The sequence below is a fragment of the Runella limosa DSM 17973 genome, from assembly GCF_000482465.1.
GTDB lineage: Bacteria > Bacteroidota > Bacteroidia > Cytophagales > Spirosomataceae > Runella > Runella limosa.
The window spans coordinates 1,284,770-1,309,105 of record NZ_KI519420.1 but is presented as its reverse complement, the minus strand read 5'-3'; the positions used below and the strand labels follow the sequence as shown (position 1 = coordinate 1,309,105).

The window sequence follows — 24,336 nt, the reverse complement described above, 5'->3', positions numbered from 1 at the left end:
TCACCGTCAGAAGTACCGCCTTTGAGGGCGTCATTGGCATCTACACCATCGGCTATACCATCGCTGTCAGCATCGCCGTAGCCAGTGTCAGCACTGCTAATTACCCCATCGTTGTTGGTATCAGCCGCGCCGTTGCCGCTTTCCACTACGTCGCTGATGCCGTCATTATCAGAATCTAAATCCAAATAATCTGGGCCTTCCGTACCGTCGGTGTTCACTGCCGCTGGAATCGTACCGCCTTCCGTGCCACCTTCGGCTGCATTTGGAATACCGTTCAATCCTGGAGCAGATTCGCTGGCGCTTAGGACTCCATCGCCGTTGGCATCTGCCAACAAGGCTGGGCCGTTGCCGCTTTCAGTCAAATCGCTAATGCCGTCGTTATCCGAATCTAAATCTAAGTTATTGGGAATGCCATCACCGTCAAAATCGGTCGTGCCTTCTGTCGTATCAGCAATACCGTCGTTGTCATCGTCCAAGTCAGTGGCGTCGGCTATGCCGTCACCGTCGGTATCGGGAGAACAAGTCGTTGTTACGATTCGGATGATATTTGCTGCACTGTAACATGCACCCGTTGGATCATAATAAGCTACATAATATGTACCTGCCGCAGCAGCCGAAATCGCAGTCCCCGTAATTTTATTCCCGCTAGTCAAGGGAAACGCTGTGTGAAAACTCACCGACATTGCCGCAGGTTTTGCGGTTGAATCTACAAAAGCTCGTAAATCCACAGTCGTTACGGGACAAGTATTGGTCGCAATCCTAAAAGGAGAAGGTTGGCTATAACATGTACCAAAATTGTACACCCCATAATACACCCCTGGAGTGGCCGCTCCCGCTTGTGCGTTGGTCATTAAATTACCTACCGACACAGGGAAACTGCTATGCCATTCAAAAGTAGCCCCCACTGGCGGTGCAGTAGTGGGCTGGTGGGTAGTGAGGTCCACCGTTGGGGTCTGGGCGTATCCTAGCGATACCCCCAGCACCCATACGATGCTCATTACCCAACGCGCTATTATTCTCTTGGTATTCATATCCAAAATACGTTAAGTTGAGTAATGAAACTTATTTCAATTGTGGGCCAACTTGCACTGCCGAGCAGTTGTCAAGTGTCCACACATCCGCAATTACTTTCTTTGAAGAAACCGTTGACAGATCAACCGAGCAAGAGGTAAGCGAACCAATGGTAAAATTCATGGTACCTAAAGCCGTTCCATCATAGCGAATCGGAATGTGCAATGTTTGAACTCCTGTAGTAGAAGCACACACTTGCGTGATGCCACTAGCCACCGACATCCCTGAGCCTGTCACTGTCAACGGATTAAAACATCCTGCGGTAGTTACATTGACCGTCACAATCAAGCTATGCTGGCTAGGTGTTCCTGCCACAGGTGCTGGATAAATCACCGTTTTAGCACAATCAATTGTACCTGCACCTGCCGATGCTCCTACCGTTACGGTATAAGTCACGGTCGTACATTTTGGCGTTGGGGCACTGTTATCACACACTTTGATACAGAAATAGTAGGTACCTGCCGTGTTAGGTGCGGTGTAAGTATAAGCCCCCGTCGTTGGGTTCACCGTTAGGTTTGACGCCGCAGGAAGCTTGGTTGCTCCACCAGGTGCCGTGCAGTTGTTGGTATCGTCGGTGTAAGTATAAGGCGCTGTTCCACCTTGTGGGTTAAGCTCCGTAGCAGCGTTGCCCGATTGCGAAGCTCCCGCCGACGCCGTTTGGGCTGGTGGCGTGCTTGTACACAAGGTCGTAGTAACCGTTACCAGCGTTGTAGCACTTCCTGAACCCGCGTAGCAATTGCTCACGGTATCGGCAAAAACTGCATAATATGTACCTGCTGGTACCGCTGCTGGGTTGGCCACGCGGTTGGCCGAAGTTGCTGGAGTAGCAGTATGCCACGTCAATTTGATGCCCGTTCCTGCTGGCGTATTACTTGCCGTAATGGTTGTTAGATTAGCCGTAATCGCTGAACACACATTCGATTTCGTCGTGGCTGAAAGCGTAGGAGCCGTACTTCCTGCTGCACAAGAACCAATTTGAACATTTACTCCATTTGACGAAACTGTGGTCTGGCGATAGTTTGAGTCAGGCGTTACGGTTGCAATGTTAGTCGCAGTATTTCCACCCGTGAACGTACCTGTGTTGGCCGTTAACGTAAACGAAACTGTACCTCCTGCTGGAACCGTAATTCCTCTAATAAGTATGCTTGAGCTACCCGCAAGTGGTGAAGTCGCAATCGACGCAGGAGCTCCTGGCACCGTCGTATAAGCTCCCGTGTACGTTAAGCTTCCGCCCGCGTTTCCAGGAAGGTTATCTTGGAAGTCCATTGTCACACTTGCACTACCATTGTTTTTGATGGTATGGGTATAAACAATATCTTCATTGGCTCCTGCGGTAGTTTTGTCTGCCGACTTCGTAAACTGTAAGTTAGCGACTGGCTTATTGGCATTGATGGTCACTGGCGTTGGGTCTTGTGCTCCCGACTGACGTGGGTCATCTGAGCTGTACATAGGACTTACGCCCGAAGTGCGATTGACCGTAAACGTTGCTTGGTTGGGGTATGTACCTGTGTTGCTTCCCTTCGCTTTCATATAGAGATAAGACACGCCCCCTGGCACAGTAGCCGAGAAGGTTAGCGTTTGTACTCCTCCGTAAGCATTGAGTCCTGTTAGTGTCAGACCAGTAGCCAACGTACTGTCCACCCATGTCAATCCTGCAGGCAATACATCGGTAAAGTTGATGGTACGAACACTGTCGCAAGCGGCAAAGTTCTGAATAGTAAACTTATACGTAAACTCTTCGTCTGCCTTTGGATTCGCAGTAGATACCTCTTTAAAGACATATACGTTGTCTGCCGTTGGTGCTTTTGGCGCAGGCGGAATACACTGAATCTCTAAGTTTTCGATACGAATATCTTGGTACGTCTTAAAGTTGAATGAAAATGGCGAAGCCCCACGTGAATACTCTACAATCACCGAATCAACAGGTGATTCAAAATTCACATAAAAACGTCCGCGTTGTGAAATATCCCATATGCCCGTTGTGGCCGACACCACATTGCCCGTTTTGGTAAGGGCTGTGTATTTAGGGAAAGTAATTTTAGGAGAAACTACCGTCGAACCTAACTTACCGTAAACTTCTACCACGTCTTTGCCGTAGTATTCGTCCAAATCAAACACTTCAAACGAAACTTTAGAAGCCACTTTCGCCATTCCGATGCGAGTGATAATCTTGTTATTATCGCTCAACTTATCGTAACGAGGAATGAAAATATGCTCCCACCATCCTAAGCTATAAGGGTGGATTGTTGGCAAATAAATTCCATTTCCTTGAATACGCACGTTGATGTTTTGGCCATCAGCAAACGTCGTCGTACGGTTGGTTGTTCCCCACGTCCAGAAAGGTTGGTTCCAACGATACACTTTGTCGTCGCTACAAACGTTGGGTGGCGGCGTTGTGTTTCCTAAGAAACGAACGTAGCGTGTGCCACTGAAATCGTATGATGTCTCGTATTTCGAACCATTTTTAACCATTGGAATAGATGAAATAATGGTTGAGAACGAAGCATCACTTGCCACTTGCATGAACACAGGATAAGACGCATTGAAACCCGCCGACGATAAGTCAACGCTTACTTTGACGGCCTCTACGCTACCCGTTTCGACAAATTTCCACGATTTGTTGGTAAACTTATCTACAATAGGTGGGTTACAAGGATTGCTTGTCAAGGTAGCAATGCCCGTCCCGTTGTTATCACCAAACATCAAAAACGCTTTATCGTTGCTAAACGAACCAGGGTTAGCCGCGTTCGTTGTCGCAATGCTGTCGCCAATCGCCACTGTCATCTCAGTTGATGTATATGAACGCGCTTGCTTTTGGTTCAAGGCTTGGCAGTCGTCGCGGGCAATACCCGCTACGTTACGGTGGTAAGTAACATCGGCATTGTCCCATACTTTTACGCCACCACCCGAATAGTACTCGTGGGCGAGCGTAATACCGTATTTAAGACCTAAATAACTTTCAATTTTCTTGATTTTACTGTCAGTCATGCCAGCATTTTTATAGATGGCCACCTCCATGATATCACCATTAAACTCCTCGCTATCGGCTGTTCCTAAGTCATTTACATCATTTCCTAGCCAGAAGTTGGTGCTGTTGAAGCTATAATTTTGATCAGAATCTGTGCTACGCTTTGAACCATTCCACCAAATGTCATGGCTTGTAGTCGAGGCGTCGCGGCGCATATTGAAGGTATTGACCCCATAGAGAATGCCTAAACTTGGGGCACCATCCCACGGAGTTCTATTGCCTGTACTGTAAATACTAGGCTCACCCAAGTACCATTGTGGGTGCGTAAAATCTCTTCTGAAACTGTAAATTGCCCCCCAAGTTGATGGCGTGTTATCGAATCGAGTTACAGAGAATACGACCATTGTATCTTTCACCGTACCATTGTTGATGGCGTATTGTGGTACGCCCAAAGCGTCCGATACTCCATCAAAATAAACAGATGGGTTAAAGTTAAATCCACTATTTACTTTAAAACTAGGTGCTGTCAATGACGACGATTTAGTGTGGGTACGGGCATTTCCTGAAACGTCTTGCCATGAATTTACATCCGCTCCCTGCGCTATCGTACTTGTACCTGCATCTGCCTTTAACCATACCGCAAGACCATTAGGCTCGCAACCTGGCGCTGTAAGTTCAGCCCCAAATGTAAAATACTCATTGTTGGTAAGGTCAACGGTAGCAGTCATATTGCCATTGCCATCAGGAGTCATTTTTACTTCCGTCACCCCCGCACTGGTGCTAAAGTTATCATTGGAGGTTTTGGCCAACAAATACACGTCACCACTACCAGGGATACTGATAGTCACCTGTCCCACGGCGCCAGTTTCTTGTACTTTCCAAATACGCGTCATGCGGTAAAACCCGCGTGTAGGCGTATAAGAATTAGGTGCATATACTGTACCATAGTTGGTTGTTAGGCCATTGCTACCAACAGCTTCAAACATTTTATTGGCCGAGAATGTATTTCCATTGGCCGCGTTGGTAGCGGCAATGCCTGTTCCATGACCAATGGTAAGAAAACTACCTTCATTTACCGATTTTGATTGGCGATGATTGATGCTGGATGAGGCATCACGGCCGATGACCGTGACATCGTTGTGATAGGTGCTGTTGGTAACGGCATCCCAAACGACAGTACCATCGCTCAATACATAATTCCCTTCTACAATCGTGTTGTCATTATCTTCTTTGTCGAGCGTAATACCATGTCTAATCGCCAGATAGGACTGGACTTTTTGGCGTTCTGCGATGGTAAGCGTACGAGAATATTCAATAATTTCTTGTGTTTTATTATTGTTCATCCCAAAGCTATTTCCTCCACCTACAGTGAGGTACCTGTATGGTACAAAAGTGCCTCCTGCTCCCCCTGTTTGGACTACTTCATTGCCACTATGCCCCACCGCTGTGGTGCGTGTGCTCGCTGTCAGTGCAGCACTGTAAAGCGTAGAAATACTGTTGAGAATCTTTTTATTTTCATTCACCCTATTCCAGACATTTGAAAGCCCAGCAGGGTCATGGAAGGGCGCTGAAATATAATGGAGGGTTACATAATATTGGGCATTATCAGAGTACCCAAAACCCCAGTTGTGCGTACCAGCATCTGAGTTATCAGTATCCGAAAATCGAATCCAGTTGTTATAACTTCCTTTTTCCCCATACTGATTGACTACCCCAAAAATGGTATGGTCTTGGGAATAGGGACTTGTGCCTGTGCCTTGATCTTGGTTAAGGCGAGTATTATCCACAAAATTGATGTAAGGATTGAAGTTACTCAAAGCGTCTCCGTCTGAATAAGTAGGACGCAAGGTCGCAGTAGGCTGAGTCAAAGCAGGGTTGTTACCACCCGTAAATAAATCAGTCCAGCCAGTTACCGTTGACCCAACTTTAGTCACATTGATAGCGGGATCAAACCAAAAATCTAATCCATTGGCAACACCACCTGGGGCATTGATTTCGGCAGCAAAGGTAAAAAACTGACCATTGGTAAAATCAACTTGGGCCGTCAGGTTACCGTTCCCGTCGGGGGTCATTAAGATTTCAGTGGTACCAACATTGGAGGTAAAGGTAGCATCTGCCGTTCTTACCAACAGGTAGGTTGCCGAACCTGTGTTAGGAATACTCACTGTAATGGTTCCGACTGTTCCTGATTCTTGTACCCGCCACACTCGTTGCATAGAATAATATGGTATGGCTGATACAAAACTTTGGGCGTATAGATTTGCGTAATTAGCGGGTTGGCCATTATCACCAATCATCTCAAAACTCTTATCGGCCGCAAAACTAGCACCGATGGTTGACTGATCCGTCACAACGGTTGTTCCTAAACCAATGGTAACAAACGAGCCGCCTGCATTGACAGAACTGGATTGCTTCTGATTAAGACCTTGGGCGTCATCACGACCAATACCTGCTACATTGGTGCCGTAAGTAGCTACGTTATAAATGGCTGTACCATCACTAGATAGATAATTGTGGGGTAATGTTGTCCCATATTTTATGGCCAAATAACTTTCCACTTTCTCTTTTTCATTGGCGGTCAAATTACGGTCAAACAAAACAATTTCGGCGATGTTTCCGTGCCAGTTTTCGACATACTGATAGCCCCCAATCGTCCACATACCATCTACTACACCCGAGCTTCCTACTTGTGTAGCTTCTGTATTTGCTTCAAAAAACTCTACGCCATCTTGGCGCAACCCACTACCTACGTTGGGTCCACCACCATTCCAAAAATACCCCAACAAATGTGTTTTGTCCTTCGTCAATTTGCTTGGATGAATAATCTGAACGGGGCTTGAGCTATTCATCCACATGATGTGCTGGTCAGTAAGCGTACCCATGTGTGGATTGTCTATCCCCAAGTCACCCAAGTTTTCGTACCCGCCATCAAGTTTGTTTGAAGCCGCTCCAAACATTGTCCCCGAGCTTGTCGTAGTCATAAACCGCGCGCCTTTGTATTCCAACTGATCTGTCCCAGAAAAAGTCAGAGAGGGGTTGAAATTGAACAACCTCGAAGCAGGCACCAAAGAAGGCTGATGAGAGCTCGTGGCCTGGGTTACGTTCAGCGCATTGGTCGTCTGGTCATTCCAGGCTGTGACGGCAGAGACACCCGTCACACCTGCGTTGGCTTTGTACCATGCTTTAAGATTCGCCGATACGCCACCTGGGCTTTGTGCATTCGCTTCCGTCACAATGCCCACCAAACACCCCAAAAGCCATACCAGCGGCCTTTGGGCGTTTAATCGTTTCAAAATAGACGTTTTCATAATTAATAGAGTTTATTTAAATAAGGGGTATATTGGAATTATTCTAAAGGGAAAAAGCAAGCCTATTAAATAGGCTTGCCTGCTTTTTTGGTTTGCTTAATCGTAAACGGTAAGCACAAATCTGGTGGACAACAGTCGATGGCCTCAATCACGATGGGGCAACACCCTTCTGCGGGACAACTTCCCGCATCGGCACTGATACTGTAGGAGCCCGCATCTGATAAGTCGATGGTATTTCCTGTGCCAACCTGCGTGGCACCTTTAAACCACCTTACGTTGGTAAAGAAGCTTGGTACTGTGACCGTAATTTGCTGATTAGAGCATAGTTTGATGGGGACACTCACACACGCATGGGCGATATCATCTTCCAAAACCTGATTATTGTTTGGCGTCGAATCGGGGTCTTCTTGGTCTGCTGATGTGATTTGAGCACGGTTAAAATGTACGCCTTCAGCCAGTATTTGGGTATTGATAACTAACTCCACGCTGTCGCCAGGAGCAATGCTTGCGATGTTCCATGTCAATACTTGTCCTGCTGGAGTAAGTGCTGGTACTGAACTTAACCACTTCAAAGCGTTAGGAAGGGAATCGGTCACTACAACGTTGGTCGCTGAATCAGGGCCTTCGTTTTTCACCGTAATTTTAAAACTAGCCGTACTTCCAACCGTTGCTTGAGCCGCCGACAGTCGCTTTTTCGACAAGGTTAAATCGGCCGATTTGTCTGAGCAGCGAAGTGCTGGACAGAGCGTGGCTTTTGTATATTCTACGCCTGTCGGTACATCGGTTAGCGTGTATTGAGCACCATTAATTACAACTTCATTCATCCCTGTTTTGGGGAAGTCGGTGCCAGTTTGCCAGTTTAAGTCGAAGCAAGGATTAGCTAAAGTCCCTTTATAGTCCATCGAAATGCACGAAACTGTTGTCCATGCTTCAGTTACTTGGCGGGCGGTTGGTGTACCCGATGGGCTGTATTTGACATTCAATGACACCACCCCGCTCGTCGTATTTTCGGTACTTCCCGTTAGGTTTTGAGCTGTATAGCGGTTATCTGAGGCAGGTGCCATAGAAGAAAATGCCTCTTGTGAAACAATTTGTGGATTGGTAAGCAGCGTAGCACTATAGTTGAAACGGAAATTAGCATCTCCCATCAAGAACGTACTTGCAGCATCCGCCGCTCTAACTTCTACCCTGAAGACCGCTTTTTTGGTCGTACAATCGAAGCTTTTTACCGACAAACGAACGCCGTATTTTGCCTTGCTTGTTTGGCAGTATTGATCGGGGCATACTGTAAGGTTTTCAAAAACTTTGGCCGCTTTTACGTTATTGGTTGTATATGCAAAAGGCGTCGTAGTAGTGACCACCACCTCACTCATCCCTGTTCTTGGGAAATCGGTATCTTTCTGCCACGTCAGGGTATAACAACTTGTAGTGGTGAGTACATCAAATGACAAACTACTTACCGTTGTCCAGTCGGTCGTCACTTGCTTTGCACCTGCTCTTCCCGCAAAAATGGTATTGAGAGAAACTATACCAACAGTAGCGCCAGCGGTACTTCCTTCAAGGTTTTGAGACTGGTAAGCCGTTTGGCTGGCAGGCGCATTACCTGAGAAGTTCTCTTCACTTACAATCGTTGGATTTGCGAGTTGTTGGGTATTGTACCTAAACCGATAATTGGCATCTCCCATCAGGAAGGTACTGTCTGCATTATTCGCCTTGACTTGAACTTGCAATACCAGTTTTTTGGTAACGCAATCAAACGATTTGAGGCTCAGTCGCACGGCAAATGAACCTTTCTGTGCTTGGGTCGCCATCGACACCAATAGCAGCCCCACGGCTGCCAACAGTCGTATAAAATGTTTCATCGGAAAAAAGGGATTAACAATGGAAGAAGGAAACAAGAGGCAGCCAAGGCCCACCATGCAGGCCATTGTCGCTCAAAAAATCGTGAATAACTCACTGACGGTGAAAATATTAGGACGTAAAAGTCCCATTCACCATTTTTGCAGTATCTTTGCATGGTGTTAACCTAATTTTTACGGGGTTTAGCCAACGAAGGAGGCGAAAGAAAGCTTGATTACTTTGGTCGGTACTAGGGCTTCTTTCCCTCCTGTTTTATTATTATTATTTTTTAACTTCCTGTTTTATCATTGTGTCTGTTTATAACTACTCTTTTATCTATAGCTTGGCCATCCATTGACCCTGCTTATTGTGGCAATCTAAGAAGGCATTAGAAATGAGTTGCGTTTCTAAAAAGCCCACGAGCTCTCACCCTCCCTAAAATAGAGAGAACAAGCAATTTTAAAGGACTATTTTTCGCAATGAGGGTAGAAGTGTGTTTGCACTAATTATAGAGCAAAGCATCAATTTTTAGGCCAAGAAGCAACAAGGCACCTATGTCTTTTTTTTTACCTAATCAATTAGCATTTTGGTATAGGCTAATTGCGAAAATGACAAGACGAATTTGCGTTTTTGGGAGGTAGCGCCAAAATAATACATACCAAAAGAAAAAAACTATACAAAATAACAATATCACCTATATGAAATCCACATTTCTTTCTATTAATTTACATTTAATATGCCAATAGAAAAATATACATACCAAAAAATAGCACGCTTTTTGTTATGTCCAATAACAATCACGCACTAGCCAGTTTTTCGTTTATAGTAGTTTTTGTAGTTTCGCAAATCTCTTAATTGGCATTTATTAGATAATTTATGTGTACTCCATTCTAAACTCGTTATGAATAGCCTAACCCCAGTCATTGCCATTGCTGATTCTAACCTTGTGAATCAAGTAAAAGAATATATAACCCAGCTTCCTTTTATGCATTCGCCTCTCGTCTGTTGCTCAGGCGTGGAGCTAATGGCGGTGCTCACCACTAACGATGTTAGTATCATTTTCTGGGGGACAGATTTTGCCGACGTCAAGGGACTCGAATTATTTCAGCTCAGGCCAAATCTCCCACCCGTGGTGGTTGTCAGCCCTTCCAAAGATTTTACTCTTGAAGCATTTGATGTGGGAGCACTCGATTATTTAATGCCCCCTTTAACTCCTTTGCGTTTCCACAAAGCGTGTTTTCGGGCAGTACATATTAATACCGCCAACAGTTCAAATTTGGCGATTAAAAACAAAATAATGGTAAAGATTGGTCGTAAAATGCACGCTATCCTTTACGACGACATTATGTTTATTGAAGCTTATGGTATGTACTCAAAAATCCATAAAACAAACGGCAAAATACTGGTAGTCAACGACGTAATCACTCACCTTGAGCACCAGCTTCCCGTCAAAAACTTTATCCGTGTCCACAAATCGTACATTGTTAATATTAATAAAATCACCAGCTTTGATAAGAAAAACCTCTACATCGACGACAAAGCCATTGAAATAGGTATCACCTACAAACTTCGCCTAATACTGATTTTAAATTTTGATTGCGTATTTATATTTTTGTTTTATGGACTACGCAACAGCAATATCAGAAAGCCCCGACACATTAAAAGAGTTGATGGGCAAACAAAAACTAACGATTCATCGGGATCGCTTGCAGTATCTCTATGCTCTGAAGACGCAAGAAGTAAAATCTCAAAAGTCAGCAGGAGCATTAATAGGTCTGAAAGAACGTCAGAGCCAAAATTTATGGCAATTATACAGACAAGGAGGGCTTACCCTTCTTCTGGATTTGAGTCGTCAAACCTATTTCGGCAAACTCAGTAGTGTTCAAATGAGTCTTTTACGAACTTATTTAAAGACTGACCAAGCCAATAGTTTAGCCGATATTCAAGAGTGGCTTGAAAATAACCTGCAAGTAACTTACACCCTTGGTGGTATCAGTTTACTGTGCAAAAGGCTCAAAATCAAACTAAAAACAGGTCGTCCTAGCAATGTCCGTCAAGACAAAGAAGGCATGGAAGCTTTTAAAAAAACTTCCATGAACTGACCAGTGATTATAAACAAGCCGTGTTTTTTGAGGACGAAATGCGATTTGGCACTCGTACCGAAAACAAACGAAAATGGACACCACAAGGGCATCGGCCGCAGGCCCCCGTGAAAATAGGTTATGAGTTTTCATATCTTTATTTAGCCCTCAAGCCATATACGGGAGAGGTTTTTGCGATGATTTTGCCTTACATGAACATGGAATGTTTTGCCCTATTTATCAAAGAATTTAACCAATGCCTTAACCGAACTACTTTGTTGATTGCTGACAGAGCAACAACCCATCAAAGCAAAGTAACAAAAGATACTTTAGTAGTTTTACAACACTTGCCTACGGCCTGTCCCGAGTTGAACCCTGTTGAAAGGTTTTTTCAAGAGATGAGAAAAGAACTTGCTAACAAAGTTTTTGACACTATCCAACAAGCACAAGAGCGTGTCTGTGAGGCCCTAATGAAGGTTGCTGACAACTTAGAAAATGTAATTAAACTTACTAAATACCCTTACATCAAAATACGCAATTAATCTTTAAAATTAGTATAAGTAGCTGGCTAAAAATGCTGGATAAAGAATAAAAAAGCGACTTTCAGCCTACTTTCCCGTAAGTTGGAAGCCGCCATAATGCTTAGAGTAGGGTATTGGTATTGAGTTTAGGAGAGCCTAAATTGAAGGTATGTTTTGGCTAAAAGTGCCATTTTCTGAAAATCTGGCACCCGAATGCGCTCTTCCTGAATCCGATTGGCCGACGTTTCTTTGATTTTGGTAAAAAGCTTCAAATAATACACGTACGCCAAATACACTCCCATGCGGGCGCTTTTTGGAAGCTGCTGAATGGCAACGTTGGCCGCGTCAAAGTCTGCCTGAATGTCGGCTTCGATTTTTCGTTTCGCTTCTTTAGAAAACAACTGAAAATCGACTTCTGGAAAATATACGCGCCCTCGTTCTACATAATCGCTTTTCAAATCGCGCAAGAAATTAACCTTCTGAAAAGCCGCACCCAAGCGCCTCGCTCCTTCTTTTAAGTGGTCAAACATCTTGACATCTCCTTCACAAAATACCCTCAAACACATCAACCCAACCACCTCTGCCGAGCCATAAATGTATTCGTCGTATAAATTTCTATTGTAATCCAAAGGAGCCAAATCCATTTCCATGCTGTGCAAAAACGCATCAATCAAATCACGTTCTATCTGGTACTCATTCACCACCAACTGAAACGCGTGAAGCACGGGATTGAGGCTGATACGCTGCTCAATGGCTTCATAAGTATCATGCCGAAACTTATCTAGCAAAAACTTTTTATCATGGTCATGAAACGTATCTACAATCTCGTCGGCGCAGCGAACAAAACCATAAATGGCGTAGATGGGCAAGTGAAACTTAGCATCTAATGTCTTGATACCCAATGTAAAAGAAGTACTGTAGCGCTCCGTGATAAGCTTGCTACATTCCAAGGCTGTCTGATTAAATAACTGTATCATGGAGAATGGTTTGGTTTCTTTATGCTTTTTCAACTTCATCGGCCACTACTAAGCCCGAAATCAACGACGGCGGCACCCCTGGCCCAGGCACAGTAAGCTGTCCTGTATAAAACAAATTAGCCACCTTTTTGTTTTTGAGTGTTGGTTTTAAAAATGCCGTTTGAAACAACGTGTTTGCCAAACCGTAGGCATTGCCTTTGAAGGCATTGTAATCCGACATAAAATCGCGGTGGGCATAAGTGCGTTTATAAACGATATACGGGCGAATGTCTTCCCCAACGTATGTCTCCAAGCGTTCCATCACTACGTTGAAATACCGCTCACGAATTTCTTCCGAATCATCTTTTAAATCAGGCGCGACGGGAATGAGAAGAAACAAGTTTTCACAGCCCTCAGGCGCGACCGAAGGGTCGGTTTTGGAAGGAGCCGACACGTAAAACAGCGGTTTGCTTGGCCACTGTGGTTGGGTATATATTTCGTGGGCGTGCTGCTTGAAATCTTCGTCAAAAAATAAATTATGGTGCTGTAGTTTTGGGATACGTTTATTAATACCCAAATAGTATAATAATGAAGACGGAGCAAGGGTTCTTTTATCCCAATAGGAGTCCGAATAGTTTCGATATTGTCCCAACAATTTAGTGTCCACATGGTGGTAGTCTGCCCCTGCCACTACTACGTCGGCCTCGAAAGTAGCACTGTCTGTCACCACTTGTTTGGCTACCCCTCCCACTACGTCGATGCGCGTAACGTTTTGGTTGAGTAAAAGTTTTACGCCTTTTTCCTCCGCCAATGCCACCATTCCTTTGACGATTTCGTACATGCCACCCATCGGATACCACGTCCCCATCGAAATTTCGGCGTAGTTCATCAGGCTATACATAGCAGGCGTATTTTCGGGCGTTGCCCCCAAAAATAGAATGGGAAACTCCATTAATTGCAGCAACTTTGGATCAGAAAAATACTTACGGATGTGCCCCGCAAAGGTTTGAAGCACGTCCATTCGGCCCAAATCATAGAGCAGTTTGAGGCTTACAAACTCCCAAATACTTCGGCTTGGCTTCCAAACGAACTTGTTCATGCCCACGTCGTATTTGTACGCAGCTTGTTCCAAAAACGCCTCCAAGCGTTGCCCGCTGCCAGGCTCTATTTGCTCAAAAAGTTGTTTTAATTTGTCAATTCCCGCAGGAATATCGACTGCTGATGCGGCATCAAAAATAACGGCATACGAAGGATCTAGCCGCACAAGTTGGTAGTAATCAGAAGGCTTTTTGCCAAATTTTCCAAAATACGTCTCAAACACGTCGGGCATCCAGTACCAGCTGGGGCCCATGTCAAACGTAAAGCCTTTTTCACGAAAAACCCGTGCCCGTCCACCAGGCACGGAATTTTTCTCTAAAATAGTGACCTCAAAACCTTTATTGGCAAGGCTAGTGGCGGCCGAAAGCCCCGCAAAGCCTGCTCCTATGACGATTACTTTTTTCAACGTATAAATTGTTCTTCCGTGATGAATGTAGTAACTAAACTCGCAAACCCCATCAACGGTTTTTGAATATACGCAAAAAAGTTAAAAAATTACTGTTTCACCACCGCGCCGTCTTTCATCACAAACGTGACGTTTTGAAGCGTTTTGATGTTTTGGAGAGGGTTTTCGTCGGTCGCAATAATATCGGCGTATTTTCCTTTGCTAATGCTACCCATATTGGCTTCCTCGCCCAAAATCTGCGCAGGTACGATGGTCGCCGACTTAATAGCCTCCATTGGTGGCATTCCTACTTCGGTCATGTACTCAAATTCTTTGGCATTTTTACCGTGAGCAAATACACCTGCATCGGTTCCAAAAGCGATTTTCACACCCGCTTTGTAGGCTTTTTCAAACGTTTTCTGAATCAATGGCCCAATTTCCAACGCTTTGGCCCGTACGAACGGGTGGAAATACCCAATGATTTTGGCCGAGTCAGCTGCCGAACGCCCCGCAATGATGGTAGGCACATAATACGCCCCCGTTTTTTTGAAAATCTCAATCGCCTCATCGTCCATGTACGTTCCGTGTTCGATGGTCGTCACGCCCGCGCGCAACGCCCGCTTCATCCCCTCCGCACCGTGGGCGTGGGCAGCCACGTGAAAGCCGTAATCTTTGGCCGTAGAAACGATGGCCGACACTTCATCGTCGGTAAACTGAGGAGCTTTACCACTCTTGGCGATACTCAATACCCCACCCGTGGCGGTGATTTTGATGCAATCGGCTCCGTCTTTGTAGCGTTGGCGCACGGCTTTGCGGCCTGCTTCAGGCGAATCCACGACGCCATCAGTCATTTTTTCGGGCGCGGTAAAGTGGTTGCCGAGACCGTTGGTAGGATCCCCGTGACCACCCGTTGTTGCGAGGGTTTGACCTGCCGTAAAAATGCGCGGCCCAACGACCAAGCCTTTGTTGATGGCATTGCGTAGCGAAATATTGACGCCGCTTCCACCCAAATCGCGCACGGCCGTAAAGCCCGCCATGAGGTTGATATAAGCATATTTTTGGGCTTCAAAAGCTATATCAGCGGGCGTGTAGCTGACGCGTTTGGCAAACTGGTCGCGGCTGGTTTCGCTTTCGATATGCACGTGCATGTCGGTCAAGCCAGGCAGAACCGTTTTGTTTTTTAGGTCAATCACTTTGTCGGTGCCTTGGCCTTTGGTGTAGCCTTTTTCCACGGCCGTAATGCGGTTTTTCTCCACCACAATCGTCATTTGGTCTTGGGCCGCATCAGCCAAGCCGTCGATGAGTTTTCCGCAGTGGATAAGGGTACGTTGGGCGTACAATGAAGAGGAAGCAGCGAGCGCCATCGCACCCGCCAAGAGGTAGATTTTTTTCATTGGGATTTGGTCTTTGTTTGAAAAGGCAACTCAAAGAAAACAAACTGTGACGACAAATCCATAGAATTTTCACAACACTACTCCGCCCGCACAATGTACTCGGGTTTCACGGTCTCGAATTGATTGAGACGCAGCCACAGCTGGGCCAACACCACAACGTCTTCCTTGCAGTAGCGCCGAATACGGTCGAGGTCTTTTTCGGCATAATACACCCGCGTTACGTCTTCGCCGCTGATGTCCGACTTACTACTCGGAATACCAAAAAGCGCCGCCAACAAATCCAACTGCGCAAAACTCTTGTAATCGCCATAACGCCACATGTCAAGCGTGTCTTGGTGAAGGATTTCCCACGGCTTTTTACCCGAAAGTTGGAGTGATTCGGGAAGGGTGATGCCGTTGACCAACATCCGTCGGCAGATGTAAGGAAAGTCAAACTCCTTGCCGTTGTGAGCGCAGAGAATGAGTTGGTTTTGGGGGTATTTTTCAAGCAACTCTTTAAATTCCAACAACAGGGCACGTTCGTCGTCGCCCGCGAGGGATTTTACTTTAAAACGTGGCTGCTCGTCGGTGGTATTCCAATACAGCGCCCCAACGCCGATACAAATGATTTTGCCAAACTCCGCATAAATCGCCGCCCGACGGTAAAACAAGTCGAAAGGAGCCACGTGGTCATCGTTGCGAATATTCGACGCTTTGCGTTCCCACTGTTCCTGCATTCGTTCGTCAAGCTGGTCAAAGGAAGCTTTCGACGAAACCGTTTCGATGTCGATAAAAAGTACGTTTTTAGCTTTTTTGCGGAGATCCATGGCTGTGAAGTTTGATAATTTGAACAGTAAAACCGTTGGTACAGAGAAAAACTGCAAGTAATCACATAGCTCACTTAGATTTTTCATATAGAAAACCAAGCGATTTTCTATGTGTTTATTCTATTATGTTATATGTGTTGTAAAATGATAATCAGAAGTCAGGTTGTGAGCAATCTCGCTTGTACGCTATGTTCGGGTTGTGAGCAACCTGAACCACCCGTGTGGAGGGTTGCTCACAACCCGACGATTCGTTTATTTCGGGAAGCGCATTCGGTAATCTACCTTCACGGCACCTTTGGTAATGTCGGCCAAGCGTTTTTTGAGCATTTGGCGCTTGAGCATCGGCAAATAATCCGTAAACAATTTACCTTCTAGGTGGTCGTATTCGTGTTGAATGATACGAGCCGCCATGCCATCATATTCTTCGATGTGTTCGTTCCACTCAGGGTCACGGTATTTTATTTTGAGCTTTTCGGGACGATATACATCCGCCCGAACCCCTGGAATACTCAAACATCCTTCTTCAAACGCCCATTCGTCGCCCGTTTCTTCCAAAATTTGGGGATTGATAAACACCTTTTTGAACCCTTCCAAACTTGGATCTTTGTCCTCTTCTTCTTCGTCCTCGTTGAGAATAGTACCATCTACGACAAACACACGAATACTTTGTCCTACTTGTGGCGCTGCCAACCCAATGCCCGACGATTCGTACATGGTTTCGTACATATTTGCTACAAATTCGGCCAAGTTGATTTCGTCTTTTTCAATGGGTCGAGCCACTTTACGCAAAACGGGATCGCCGTATGCTACGATGGGAAATATCATGGAAATTATTTTTTCGTGGTTAAATACGATTGTAAAATGATGGTCGCGCTCATTTTGTCGATGTTGGATTTATCCTGACGGTCGCTTTTTTTGGTTCCCATCGAAATCATCGTTTGGAGTGCCATACTGCTGGTAAAACGCTCGTCGTGTTCGTAAACGGGTGTTTCGGGAAAAGCTTTTTTGAGTTGTTTTATAAAGCCCTTCACGTGCGGCGTGTTGTTGGTATCGGTGTTGTCTAATTTTCGGGGCATTCCTACCACAAACGACTCCACGGCTTCTGCGGCAGTGTAACGCTTTAAGAAGTCGATTAATTCGTGCGAGCGAACTGTATCAAGCGCCGTTGCAATGATCTGCAACGGGTCTGTTACCGCAATACCCGTTCGTTTGGTTCCGTAATCAATCGCAATGATTCGCGCCATTTATTCGTTGTTTCTAATCGAAATCTTATAAGTTTTTAAAACCTATAAGGTTTACGAATCAATTAAGCTGCAAATATAGCAGAAAATTCGTCAGCCTCTTTGGGGAAAAATGTTGAAAAGCCACCCCAACAGAATGACATTTTGACAGTTTTCGCCCGCTCGCATTATTATTTTATAGAAGAAAGTGTTCTCCAAACAATGTCTTGTTAAATATTGTTAAAAGTTAGAAATTGGGGCACGGAATGCTTTTAAAACGCGTTATCTCGGTACTTTTTTTACAAGCAATCACTCAAAAAAACCATAACCAAAAGCTCATAAAAGTCATGAATCAGAATTGGAAATCATTGGCATTGGTTGGACTTATTTCAAGTGCAGCGACCATCGGAGGTTACAAGCTTATTGGAGGTCTTGACGATACCAAAGACGTTATTTTCAAAGAAGCCGACAGCCCATTGGCGCGCTTCACTTCGGCTCCTCCTGCGGGGGCAGCCGTTGATTTTACCTATGCGGCCGAAGTTTCAACGCCTGCGGTCGTTCACATCAAAGCATCGGCCATGCGTCAAGCCCAGCAAAGAGGCATGGATTTGTTCGATTTCTTTGGAGAAGACTTCGGTTTTCGCCGTGGCGGGCCTCAAAAGCAAGAGTCATCAGGCTCGGGGGTCATCGTTAGCGCCGACGGGTTTATTGTCACCAATAACCACGTGGTAGAAGGTGCCGAAGAACTCGAAGTAGTAATGTCGAACAAGCGCACCTACAAAGCCAAAGTGATTGGGACTGACCCTTCTACGGACATTGCGGTCATTCAAATCCCTGCCAAAGACCTTCCTTCGCTTGCGTTTGGCAACTCCGACGCCATCAAAGTGGGTGAATGGGTAGTAGCCGTAGGAAACCCCTTCAACTTGGAATCAACCGTCACGGCGGGCATTGTCAGTGCCAAAGGTCGTGGAATTGGAATTCTGAACCAACGCCAATCGGCTAACCGCCAAGGAGGTGACACACCACTTGAGTCGTTTATTCAAACCGATGCTGTTGTTAACCCTGGTAACTCAGGAGGTGCACTGGTAAACCTCAAAGGTGAATTGGTGGGTATCAATACCGCCATTGCCAGCCCGACAGGAAGCTACGCAGGCTATGCGTTTGCCGTACCTGCTAGTTTGGTGAAGAAAGTATCAAGCGATATTATTAAGTTCGGTGGGGTTCAACGTGGATACATTGGTATCATCCCTGACGAACTCGACAGCAAAAAAGCTGACCAGTACGACGTTAGAGTAGCAACGGGAATTTATGTCAAAGGATTTGGCGATGGCAGTAGTGCCGCCAAAGATGCTGGCTTAAAAGTAGGTGACGTTATCACAAAAGTCGATGGCATTGAGGTGGACTCTGACCCTAAATTCCGCGAACTTGTGGCTCGTAAGCGCCCAGGTGAAGCCGTCAACTTGACCGTTAACCGCAATGGTTCGGTGAAAGATTATAGTGTGATTCTTCGTAACCGTGAAGGTGGAAAAGAAATCATCAAAACCGATGAAGCAGATGCAGCCCTTGGTTCGCTTGGTGCTCAATTTGGCGACCTCAACTCACGCGAAGTACAACGTCTTCAACGTGCCAACATCAGTGGCGGGGTAAAAGTAACGGCTATGCAAGGCGGAAAACTTGCCCGAGTAGGTGTAGAAGAAGGTTTTGTGATTACGAAAGTCAATGACAAACCCGTTCGTTCGGTAAAAGAACTGAAAGCGGCCTTGGCAGACAAAAACGGAGGACGTGTACAAATGGAAGGCTTGTATCTCGATTATCCTGAAGACGTTTACTCGTTCGGATTTAATTTATAATCTTTGATTTATCACTTAAAGGGTTAGGGCTGCAAAAGTCCTAACCCTTTGTTTTTTTCAGAGGTTTAGTTATTATTGCTTGTTCTCCCAACCATTTTCTACTATGACAACCGCGATTATTATCACCATTTGTCTATTAATCTTAGCTGCCTATATTTTTGACATTACCTCTTCAAAAACCAAAATACCATCCGTTATTTTATTGCTCCTCATGGGTTGGGGAGTTCGTCAGCTTTCGATATCAACGGGGCTTTTTATTCCAAATCTCACACCTGTACTCCCAATTTTGGGGACTATTGGACTAATTCTTATTGTCTTAGAAGGTTCACTGGAATTACAACTCAATGGTTCAAAACTTGGGTCTGTCAAAGAATCATTCATGGTAGCACTGCTTCCTATGGTGGTTTTAGCCATTGGCGCGACTGCCGCTTTTGTCTATTGGGGTGGTACATCTTTTAAGGATACCCTATTAAACGTCCTTCCGTTGTGCGTCATTAGTAGCGCCATTGCCATTCCGAGCGTCAAAAATTTACCGAATACCCAAAAAGAATTTGTCATTTATGAAAGTAGCCTTTCCGACATTTTGGGCGTGGTATTTTTTAATTTTGTAGCCTTCAACGAAACCTTCGGCTTTAGCTCGCTTACGCAATTTATTGGTCAGTTGCTGGCCATTATTCTCATTTCCTTTATAGCTACGGGAGCGCTGTCCTACTTATTGAGCAAAATCGACCACCACATCAAGTTTGCGCCCATTATTCTGCTCATCATTTTGATTTATAATGTTTCAAAAATTTATCACCTTCCTGCCCTAATTTTTATTCTTATTTTTGGATTGTTTCTGGGGAATTTAGACGAAATCAAGCGATTTGGCTGGATAGAGAAGCTTAAACCCAACGTGCTTGACCGTGAAGTTGCGAAGTTCAAGGAAATTGTCATAGAAGCGACGTTTGTGATTCGGGTTTTATTCTTTTTATTGTTTGGTTACCTAATGGAAAGTGCCGAAATTTTTAACCCCAATACCTTTGTCTGGGCAATTGGTATCGTTGCGGGGATTTTTGTCGCCCGAGCCGCTGCCCTAAAAATATACGGTATTCCACTTTCGCCTTTGGTGTTTGTCGCGCCGCGTGGTTTGATCACCATTCTTCTTTTTTTGAGCATTCCTGCCACTCAAATCATTCCCCTAATCAACAAATCTCTGATTATTCAAATCATTATTCTCACTGCCCTCATTATGATGGCAGGCTTGATGTTACATAAGAAGGAAGAAAAATAAGTTTAGAATGTCGAGGGTAGAATGTCGAATGAAATGCAAAGGGTTGCTCACAACCCGAGTTTTTATTCCGCATCTTAGCACTATACGTCGGGGCACTTATACCCCGACGCTCGCAATAAAGTCGGGTTTTGAGAAACCCTCAGCAAAATGTCGAGTGTAGAATGCAAAATGTCGAACAAGAATACCCCATTCGACATTCTGCATTCTACCCTCGACATTCCCTTAAACACTTGCGCCTACGCGCTCAAGAAGTTTCTTTGTGGCTTTGATGCCGTCGTATTCTGACGTTACGTTTCCTTCGTATTCGATACCTACAATGCCACGGAAGCCCGCGTCTTTCACAATTTTGAGAAGCTTCGCGTAATCCATTTTCGCTTCATTGCCATTGGCATCAAAATCGTTGGTTTTGGCACTTACACCTTTGGCAAATGGCATCAACTCTTTTACGCCCAAATAACGGTCGTATTCTTCGGTGCAGCTTCCACCCCACTCACCACCTGTACTGCGCTTAATGCAGAAGTTGCCAAAATCAGGAAGGGTACCTACGTTTTTCATGTTCACTTGCTTCATTACTCCCGACAACCACTTCCCATCAGAAGAAAAACCTCCGTGGTTCTCCACAATCACGTTGATGCCCACAGGAGCGGCAAATTCACCCAATTTACCCAATCCGTCAACGGCAGCTTTGGCTACCTCCTCGGCTGTACCACGGCCAAATGAGTTTACCCGAATCGTCTTACAACCCAAGTATTTGGCACATTCTACCCATTTTTTGTGGTTATCAACGGCCTTATTACGCGTTGCATCATCCGTTTCGGCCAGGCCACCTTCGCCGTCAATCATAATGAGGTGGTTTTTGATGTCGTTGTCTTTGCAACGCATCAAAAGTTCGTTCAGATAGGCAGTGTCTTTGGCTTTGTCCTTAAACATTTGATTGACGTACTCCACAATTCCAATCCCGAATTCTTTACGAGCTACCACGGGAAAGTCTAAGTTGGTCAGTTTTTTCTCATTAAAAATGGCTTTGTGCAACGACCACTCCGCTAATGAAATCTCAAACCATAATTTTTTCTGGGGCTCAAAGGCCAACACTTCAGGAGCAAGCGCTGCAGCCCCTGCCACAGCCCCTAATTGCTTGATAAACGAGCGACGATTATTCATGTAATTAGTTTAAAAGGGTTTGTAATTATTTATACGTACCCATTGAAGTTGACAGCAAAATCATCACACTTCAATGGGTTTTCTTTTTAATCTTCAAAAGGCAGTCGTGGAAGTATTTTTACTTCTTCCCAACATACCGCTCAAAAAACTCATAAATCCGCAACATACGGTCGATGCGCTGACGAGGATTTCCGCTACGGCTCAATTCATGCGTCCCGCCTGGCATACGCACATACTCGACTTCTTTCCCCATGATTTTCAACGACTTGTACATCATCTCACTTTGAATCACGCCCGTGCGCAAGTCGTTTTCACCGTGTTTAATCAGAAACGGTGTTTTTATTTTATCCACAAAGGTATAAGGTGAATTCGCATCCATCGACGCCTTGGTTTCGGCCTCCCACGGGTAGCCTCCAAAATAATTAGGCACCAAACGCCACGCGTTTCCTTCGCCCATAAAAGTCGTCAAATCATACACACCGCGCTGCGCAAAAGCCGCCTTAAAACGTTGGTCGTGCGCAATAACCCAAGCCGTCAAATAGCCCGCATACGAACCTCCCGTAATCACCTGACGCGACGTATCAGCCCATGATTCTTTGGCTGCTTCCGAACAAGCCCGCAATACGTCTTCGGCAGGGCCTGTTCCCCAATCACGGTAATTGGCGCGCATAAACTCTACGCCGTAGCCTCCCGAACCGCGAGGGTTGGCATAAACAACTCCGTAACCTTGGGCACAGAAATACTGAAACTCATGCCACATAGAGCCTTCGCCTGGCCCCCACATGGCGGTTGGACCACCGTGCATGTTGAGCAATAAAGGGTACTTTTTACCCGCTTCCACCACCGTTGGCTTCATAATCCAGTACTCCACCGTCTGGCCTTTCGAGTTCGTAAACGTATGTTTGGTCGGAATACTCAAGGCTTTTTTGGCAACCCAATCGTTATGAGAAGACAGTTTTTGAGCATTTTTCATCAACACATCCGCACGATACAACTCGGATGGATTCATAATTTCAGTTTTGGCAAAAACTACTTGATTGGGCTGTACGTCAAAATCAGTTACCCCTGTGTCATAGTCAGAAAGTTGCTCTACTTTATCTACCGTAGGCACCGCACGATACAACGGCGCTCCGCCGTTTGACGAGGCTGTAAAGTAAACGTACTCGACTTTGCCTACTTCTTTTTTGTTTTTGGGGAATGTCAGCGTCACCCATTTCAAATTGCCTGGCGAACGGTCGAAGGGATTGATACTGAAAGTAGCACCCGCATTTTTTAAGTTCAAAAAGCCTAAATGGAATTGGTCAAGCGTACCTGATTTTATAGCTGCTTGCGACGTTGTAAACGCCAACCACTGTCCATCAGGCGAAGGCGTAGGCTGTCCAAAACTACGGGCTTTGTCCGTCAAAACAGTACGAACACCACTTCCGTCAGCATTCATCACACAAATGCGGTTTGCCAAGTCGCGGTCGGGGTGAATCAGCGTATCGGTACGCGTGGCAAACCAAATTTGTTTTCCATCACCCGACCATGCGCCTGAGCTGTAAGAATAAAACCCTTTCGTCAACGGCAATGGCTTTGCTCCTTCTTTTACGTCAATCACCAACAGATGCGAAAAGCTCAACTCCTGACCCGCTGAGGCTTCCCCTTGGAAATTGAGGCGGTTGATTACTTTTGCTTTTTTATCCTCCACATCTTTGTCAAGATACGCTCTGATTTCTTCAATTGTACCATCAGGATTAGGTTTAGCGGTGTTTTTCTTGAGTTGTTCGTTTTTCAAAAAACCTGCTTTTTCCAAACTCCATGCAGGCCCACCTTTTGACGGGTTCAGAATCGAATCTGTCATCAAAGTAGCAAAGTTTACTGAGGTCGAAAACAAAACTTTAGCGCCATCGGGTGAAAACTGCGGCCCGCCTGCTCCATGCTTGTAGTCCGTCAACTGCCACGCTTCCCCTCCATCCAGTGGCATCACGAAAATCTGAGATTTCCCCTTTACGCTTCGGGTAAAAGCAATACTTTTTCCATCGGGGCTCCAAACAGGTCCCACGGCGCTTTCGCTGCCACGGGTGAGGGCACGAGGCGCTGTTTTCCCGTCTGCATCTGCCACCCAAATGTGCAATTTGTAGTCATAATCGCTGCCATCAGCGTTAGGTTCAATGGTATTTACGTTGTAAACGATACGTTTTCCATCGGGCGAAATCGCGACGTTGCCCAGTTGTTTGATGCGAGTGAGGTCAGAAGCGACCACTTTTTCTTTGGTTTGGGCCACGCTCCCAAACGATATACTTATCAAAAGAGCGCAGTGTAGAAAAGCGCTTGTTAGGTTAGTAAATAAACGCATAATGAAGGGTTTGTTGATTTTTGTCCGAAAGTACAGACTTTTGAAGACTTATAAAAAATTGACAAAA

General features: G+C 45.4%; 15 protein-coding genes and 1 pseudogene. 5 read left to right on the top strand and 11 right to left on the bottom strand.

Going from position 1 to position 24,336, the window contains the following annotated elements; genetic code table 11:
• The 3 genes and pseudogenes from K339_RS38165 to K339_RS0115465 all read right to left on the bottom strand — a co-directional run.
• A pseudogene (locus K339_RS38165) lies at positions 1-1,031 on the bottom strand (hypothetical protein); the annotation flags it as partial.
• A 31-nt stretch (positions 1,032-1,062) separates the two neighbouring features.
• Positions 1,063-7,347, bottom strand: coding sequence for a DUF8202 domain-containing protein (locus tag K339_RS0115470; RefSeq protein ID WP_028524405.1), 6,285 nt, complete (start codon positions 7,345-7,347; stop codon positions 1,063-1,065).
• 65 nt (positions 7,348-7,412) lie between these two features.
• Positions 7,413-9,209, bottom strand: a complete 1,797-nt coding sequence (locus K339_RS0115465) for a DUF11 domain-containing protein (RefSeq protein ID WP_169731855.1) — start codon at positions 9,207-9,209, stop codon at positions 7,413-7,415.
• Positions 9,210-10,087: 878 nt separating this feature from the next.
• On the opposite strand from K339_RS0115465, the gene K339_RS0115455 reads away from it, so the two are divergent.
• Genes K339_RS0115455 through K339_RS0115445 form a run of 3 tightly spaced genes read left to right on the top strand, consistent with a single transcriptional unit; the run spans position 10,088 to position 11,809 of the window.
• Positions 10,088-11,065, top strand: a complete 978-nt coding sequence (locus K339_RS0115455; RefSeq protein WP_028524403.1) for a LytR/AlgR family response regulator transcription factor — start codon at positions 10,088-10,090, stop codon at positions 11,063-11,065.
• Positions 11,066-11,072: 7 nt separating this feature from the next.
• On the top strand, positions 11,073-11,288 hold the full coding sequence (locus K339_RS37560; protein WP_028524402.1) for a helix-turn-helix domain-containing protein: 216 nt from the start codon (positions 11,073-11,075) through the stop codon (positions 11,286-11,288).
• Between the two features lie 20 nt (positions 11,289-11,308).
• Positions 11,309-11,809 carry an IS630 family transposase gene (locus K339_RS0115445; RefSeq protein WP_157607516.1) on the top strand — a complete coding sequence of 167 codons (501 nt, stop codon included), beginning with the start codon at positions 11,309-11,311 and terminating at the stop codon, positions 11,807-11,809.
• A 125-nt stretch (positions 11,810-11,934) separates the two neighbouring features.
• On the opposite strand, the gene K339_RS0115440 is transcribed toward K339_RS0115445, so the two are convergent.
• The 6 genes from K339_RS0115440 to ruvX form a co-directional block, all read right to left on the bottom strand.
• Positions 11,935-12,765 carry a phytoene/squalene synthase family protein gene (locus K339_RS0115440; RefSeq protein ID WP_028524401.1) on the bottom strand — a complete coding sequence of 277 codons (831 nt, stop codon included), beginning with the start codon at positions 12,763-12,765 and terminating at the stop codon, positions 11,935-11,937.
• 19 nt (positions 12,766-12,784) lie between these two features.
• The gene (crtID, locus tag K339_RS0115435; protein ID WP_028524400.1) at positions 12,785-14,248 is read right to left on the bottom strand and encodes a bifunctional phytoene desaturase/3,4-desaturase; all 1,464 of its coding nucleotides are present in this window, start codon (positions 14,246-14,248) and stop codon (positions 12,785-12,787) included.
• An 89-nt stretch (positions 14,249-14,337) separates the two neighbouring features.
• Positions 14,338-15,621: a metal-dependent hydrolase family protein gene (locus K339_RS0115430; protein ID WP_028524399.1), complete on the bottom strand. Its 1,284-nt coding sequence runs from the start codon at positions 15,619-15,621 to the stop codon at positions 14,338-14,340.
• Positions 15,622-15,698: 77 nt separating this feature from the next.
• Positions 15,699-16,427 carry a ribonuclease H-like domain-containing protein gene (locus K339_RS0115425; RefSeq protein ID WP_028524398.1) on the bottom strand — a complete coding sequence of 243 codons (729 nt, stop codon included), beginning with the start codon at positions 16,425-16,427 and terminating at the stop codon, positions 15,699-15,701.
• Between the two features lie 252 nt (positions 16,428-16,679).
• On the bottom strand, positions 16,680-17,252 hold the full coding sequence (gene def, locus K339_RS0115420) for a peptide deformylase (protein ID WP_028524397.1): 573 nt from the start codon (positions 17,250-17,252) through the stop codon (positions 16,680-16,682).
• 5 nt (positions 17,253-17,257) lie between these two features.
• Complete coding sequence (gene ruvX / locus K339_RS0115415; protein WP_028524396.1) at positions 17,258-17,671, bottom strand: Holliday junction resolvase RuvX; 414 nt, start codon at positions 17,669-17,671, stop codon at positions 17,258-17,260.
• Between the two features lie 323 nt (positions 17,672-17,994).
• On the opposite strand from ruvX, the gene K339_RS0115410 reads away from it, so the two are divergent.
• Both K339_RS0115410 and K339_RS0115405 read left to right on the top strand, forming a co-directional pair.
• Positions 17,995-19,497 carry a trypsin-like peptidase domain-containing protein gene (locus K339_RS0115410; RefSeq protein WP_028524395.1) on the top strand — a complete coding sequence of 501 codons (1,503 nt, stop codon included), beginning with the start codon at positions 17,995-17,997 and terminating at the stop codon, positions 19,495-19,497.
• A gap of 103 nt (positions 19,498-19,600) precedes the next feature.
• Positions 19,601-20,770 (top strand): cation:proton antiporter, encoded by a 1,170-nt coding sequence (locus tag K339_RS0115405; protein ID WP_028524394.1) that lies wholly within the window; start codon positions 19,601-19,603, stop codon positions 20,768-20,770.
• A 222-nt stretch (positions 20,771-20,992) separates the two neighbouring features.
• On the opposite strand, the gene K339_RS0115400 is transcribed toward K339_RS0115405, so the two are convergent.
• Complete coding sequence (locus K339_RS0115400) at positions 20,993-21,931, bottom strand: sugar phosphate isomerase/epimerase family protein (protein WP_028524393.1); 939 nt, start codon at positions 21,929-21,931, stop codon at positions 20,993-20,995.
• A 118-nt stretch (positions 21,932-22,049) separates the two neighbouring features.
• Positions 22,050-24,269, bottom strand: coding sequence for a S9 family peptidase (locus K339_RS0115395; RefSeq protein ID WP_051398025.1), 2,220 nt, complete (start codon positions 24,267-24,269; stop codon positions 22,050-22,052).
• Positions 24,270-24,336: the final 67 nt, after the last annotated feature.

Bases quoted from the DNA above. Each gene is read 5' to 3' on its own strand.
- ruvX (WP_028524396.1), bottom strand. From the start codon at position 17,671: ATGGCGCGAATCATTGCGATTGATTACGGAACCAAACGAACGGGTATT.
- K339_RS0115455 (WP_028524403.1), top strand. From the start codon at position 10,088: ATGAATAGCCTAACCCCAGTCATTGCCATTGCTGATTCTAACCTTGTG.
- K339_RS0115470 (WP_028524405.1), bottom strand. From the start codon at position 7,347: ATGAAAACGTCTATTTTGAAACGATTAAACGCCCAAAGGCCGCTGGTA.
- K339_RS0115425 (WP_028524398.1), bottom strand. From the start codon at position 16,427: ATGGATCTCCGCAAAAAAGCTAAAAACGTACTTTTTATCGACATCGAA.
- K339_RS37560 (WP_028524402.1), top strand. From the start codon at position 11,073: ATGAGTCTTTTACGAACTTATTTAAAGACTGACCAAGCCAATAGTTTA.
- K339_RS0115400 (WP_028524393.1), bottom strand. From the start codon at position 21,931: ATGAATAATCGTCGCTCGTTTATCAAGCAATTAGGGGCTGTGGCAGGG.
- def (WP_028524397.1), bottom strand. From the start codon at position 17,252: ATGATATTTCCCATCGTAGCATACGGCGATCCCGTTTTGCGTAAAGTG.
- K339_RS0115430 (WP_028524399.1), bottom strand. From the start codon at position 15,621: ATGAAAAAAATCTACCTCTTGGCGGGTGCGATGGCGCTCGCTGCTTCC.
- K339_RS0115405 (WP_028524394.1), top strand. From the start codon at position 19,601: ATGACAACCGCGATTATTATCACCATTTGTCTATTAATCTTAGCTGCC.
- K339_RS0115465 (WP_169731855.1), bottom strand. From the start codon at position 9,209: ATGAAACATTTTATACGACTGTTGGCAGCCGTGGGGCTGCTATTGGTG.
- K339_RS0115395 (WP_051398025.1), bottom strand. From the start codon at position 24,269: ATGCGTTTATTTACTAACCTAACAAGCGCTTTTCTACACTGCGCTCTT.
- K339_RS0115410 (WP_028524395.1), top strand. From the start codon at position 17,995: ATGAATCAGAATTGGAAATCATTGGCATTGGTTGGACTTATTTCAAGT.
- K339_RS0115440 (WP_028524401.1), bottom strand. From the start codon at position 12,765: ATGATACAGTTATTTAATCAGACAGCCTTGGAATGTAGCAAGCTTATC.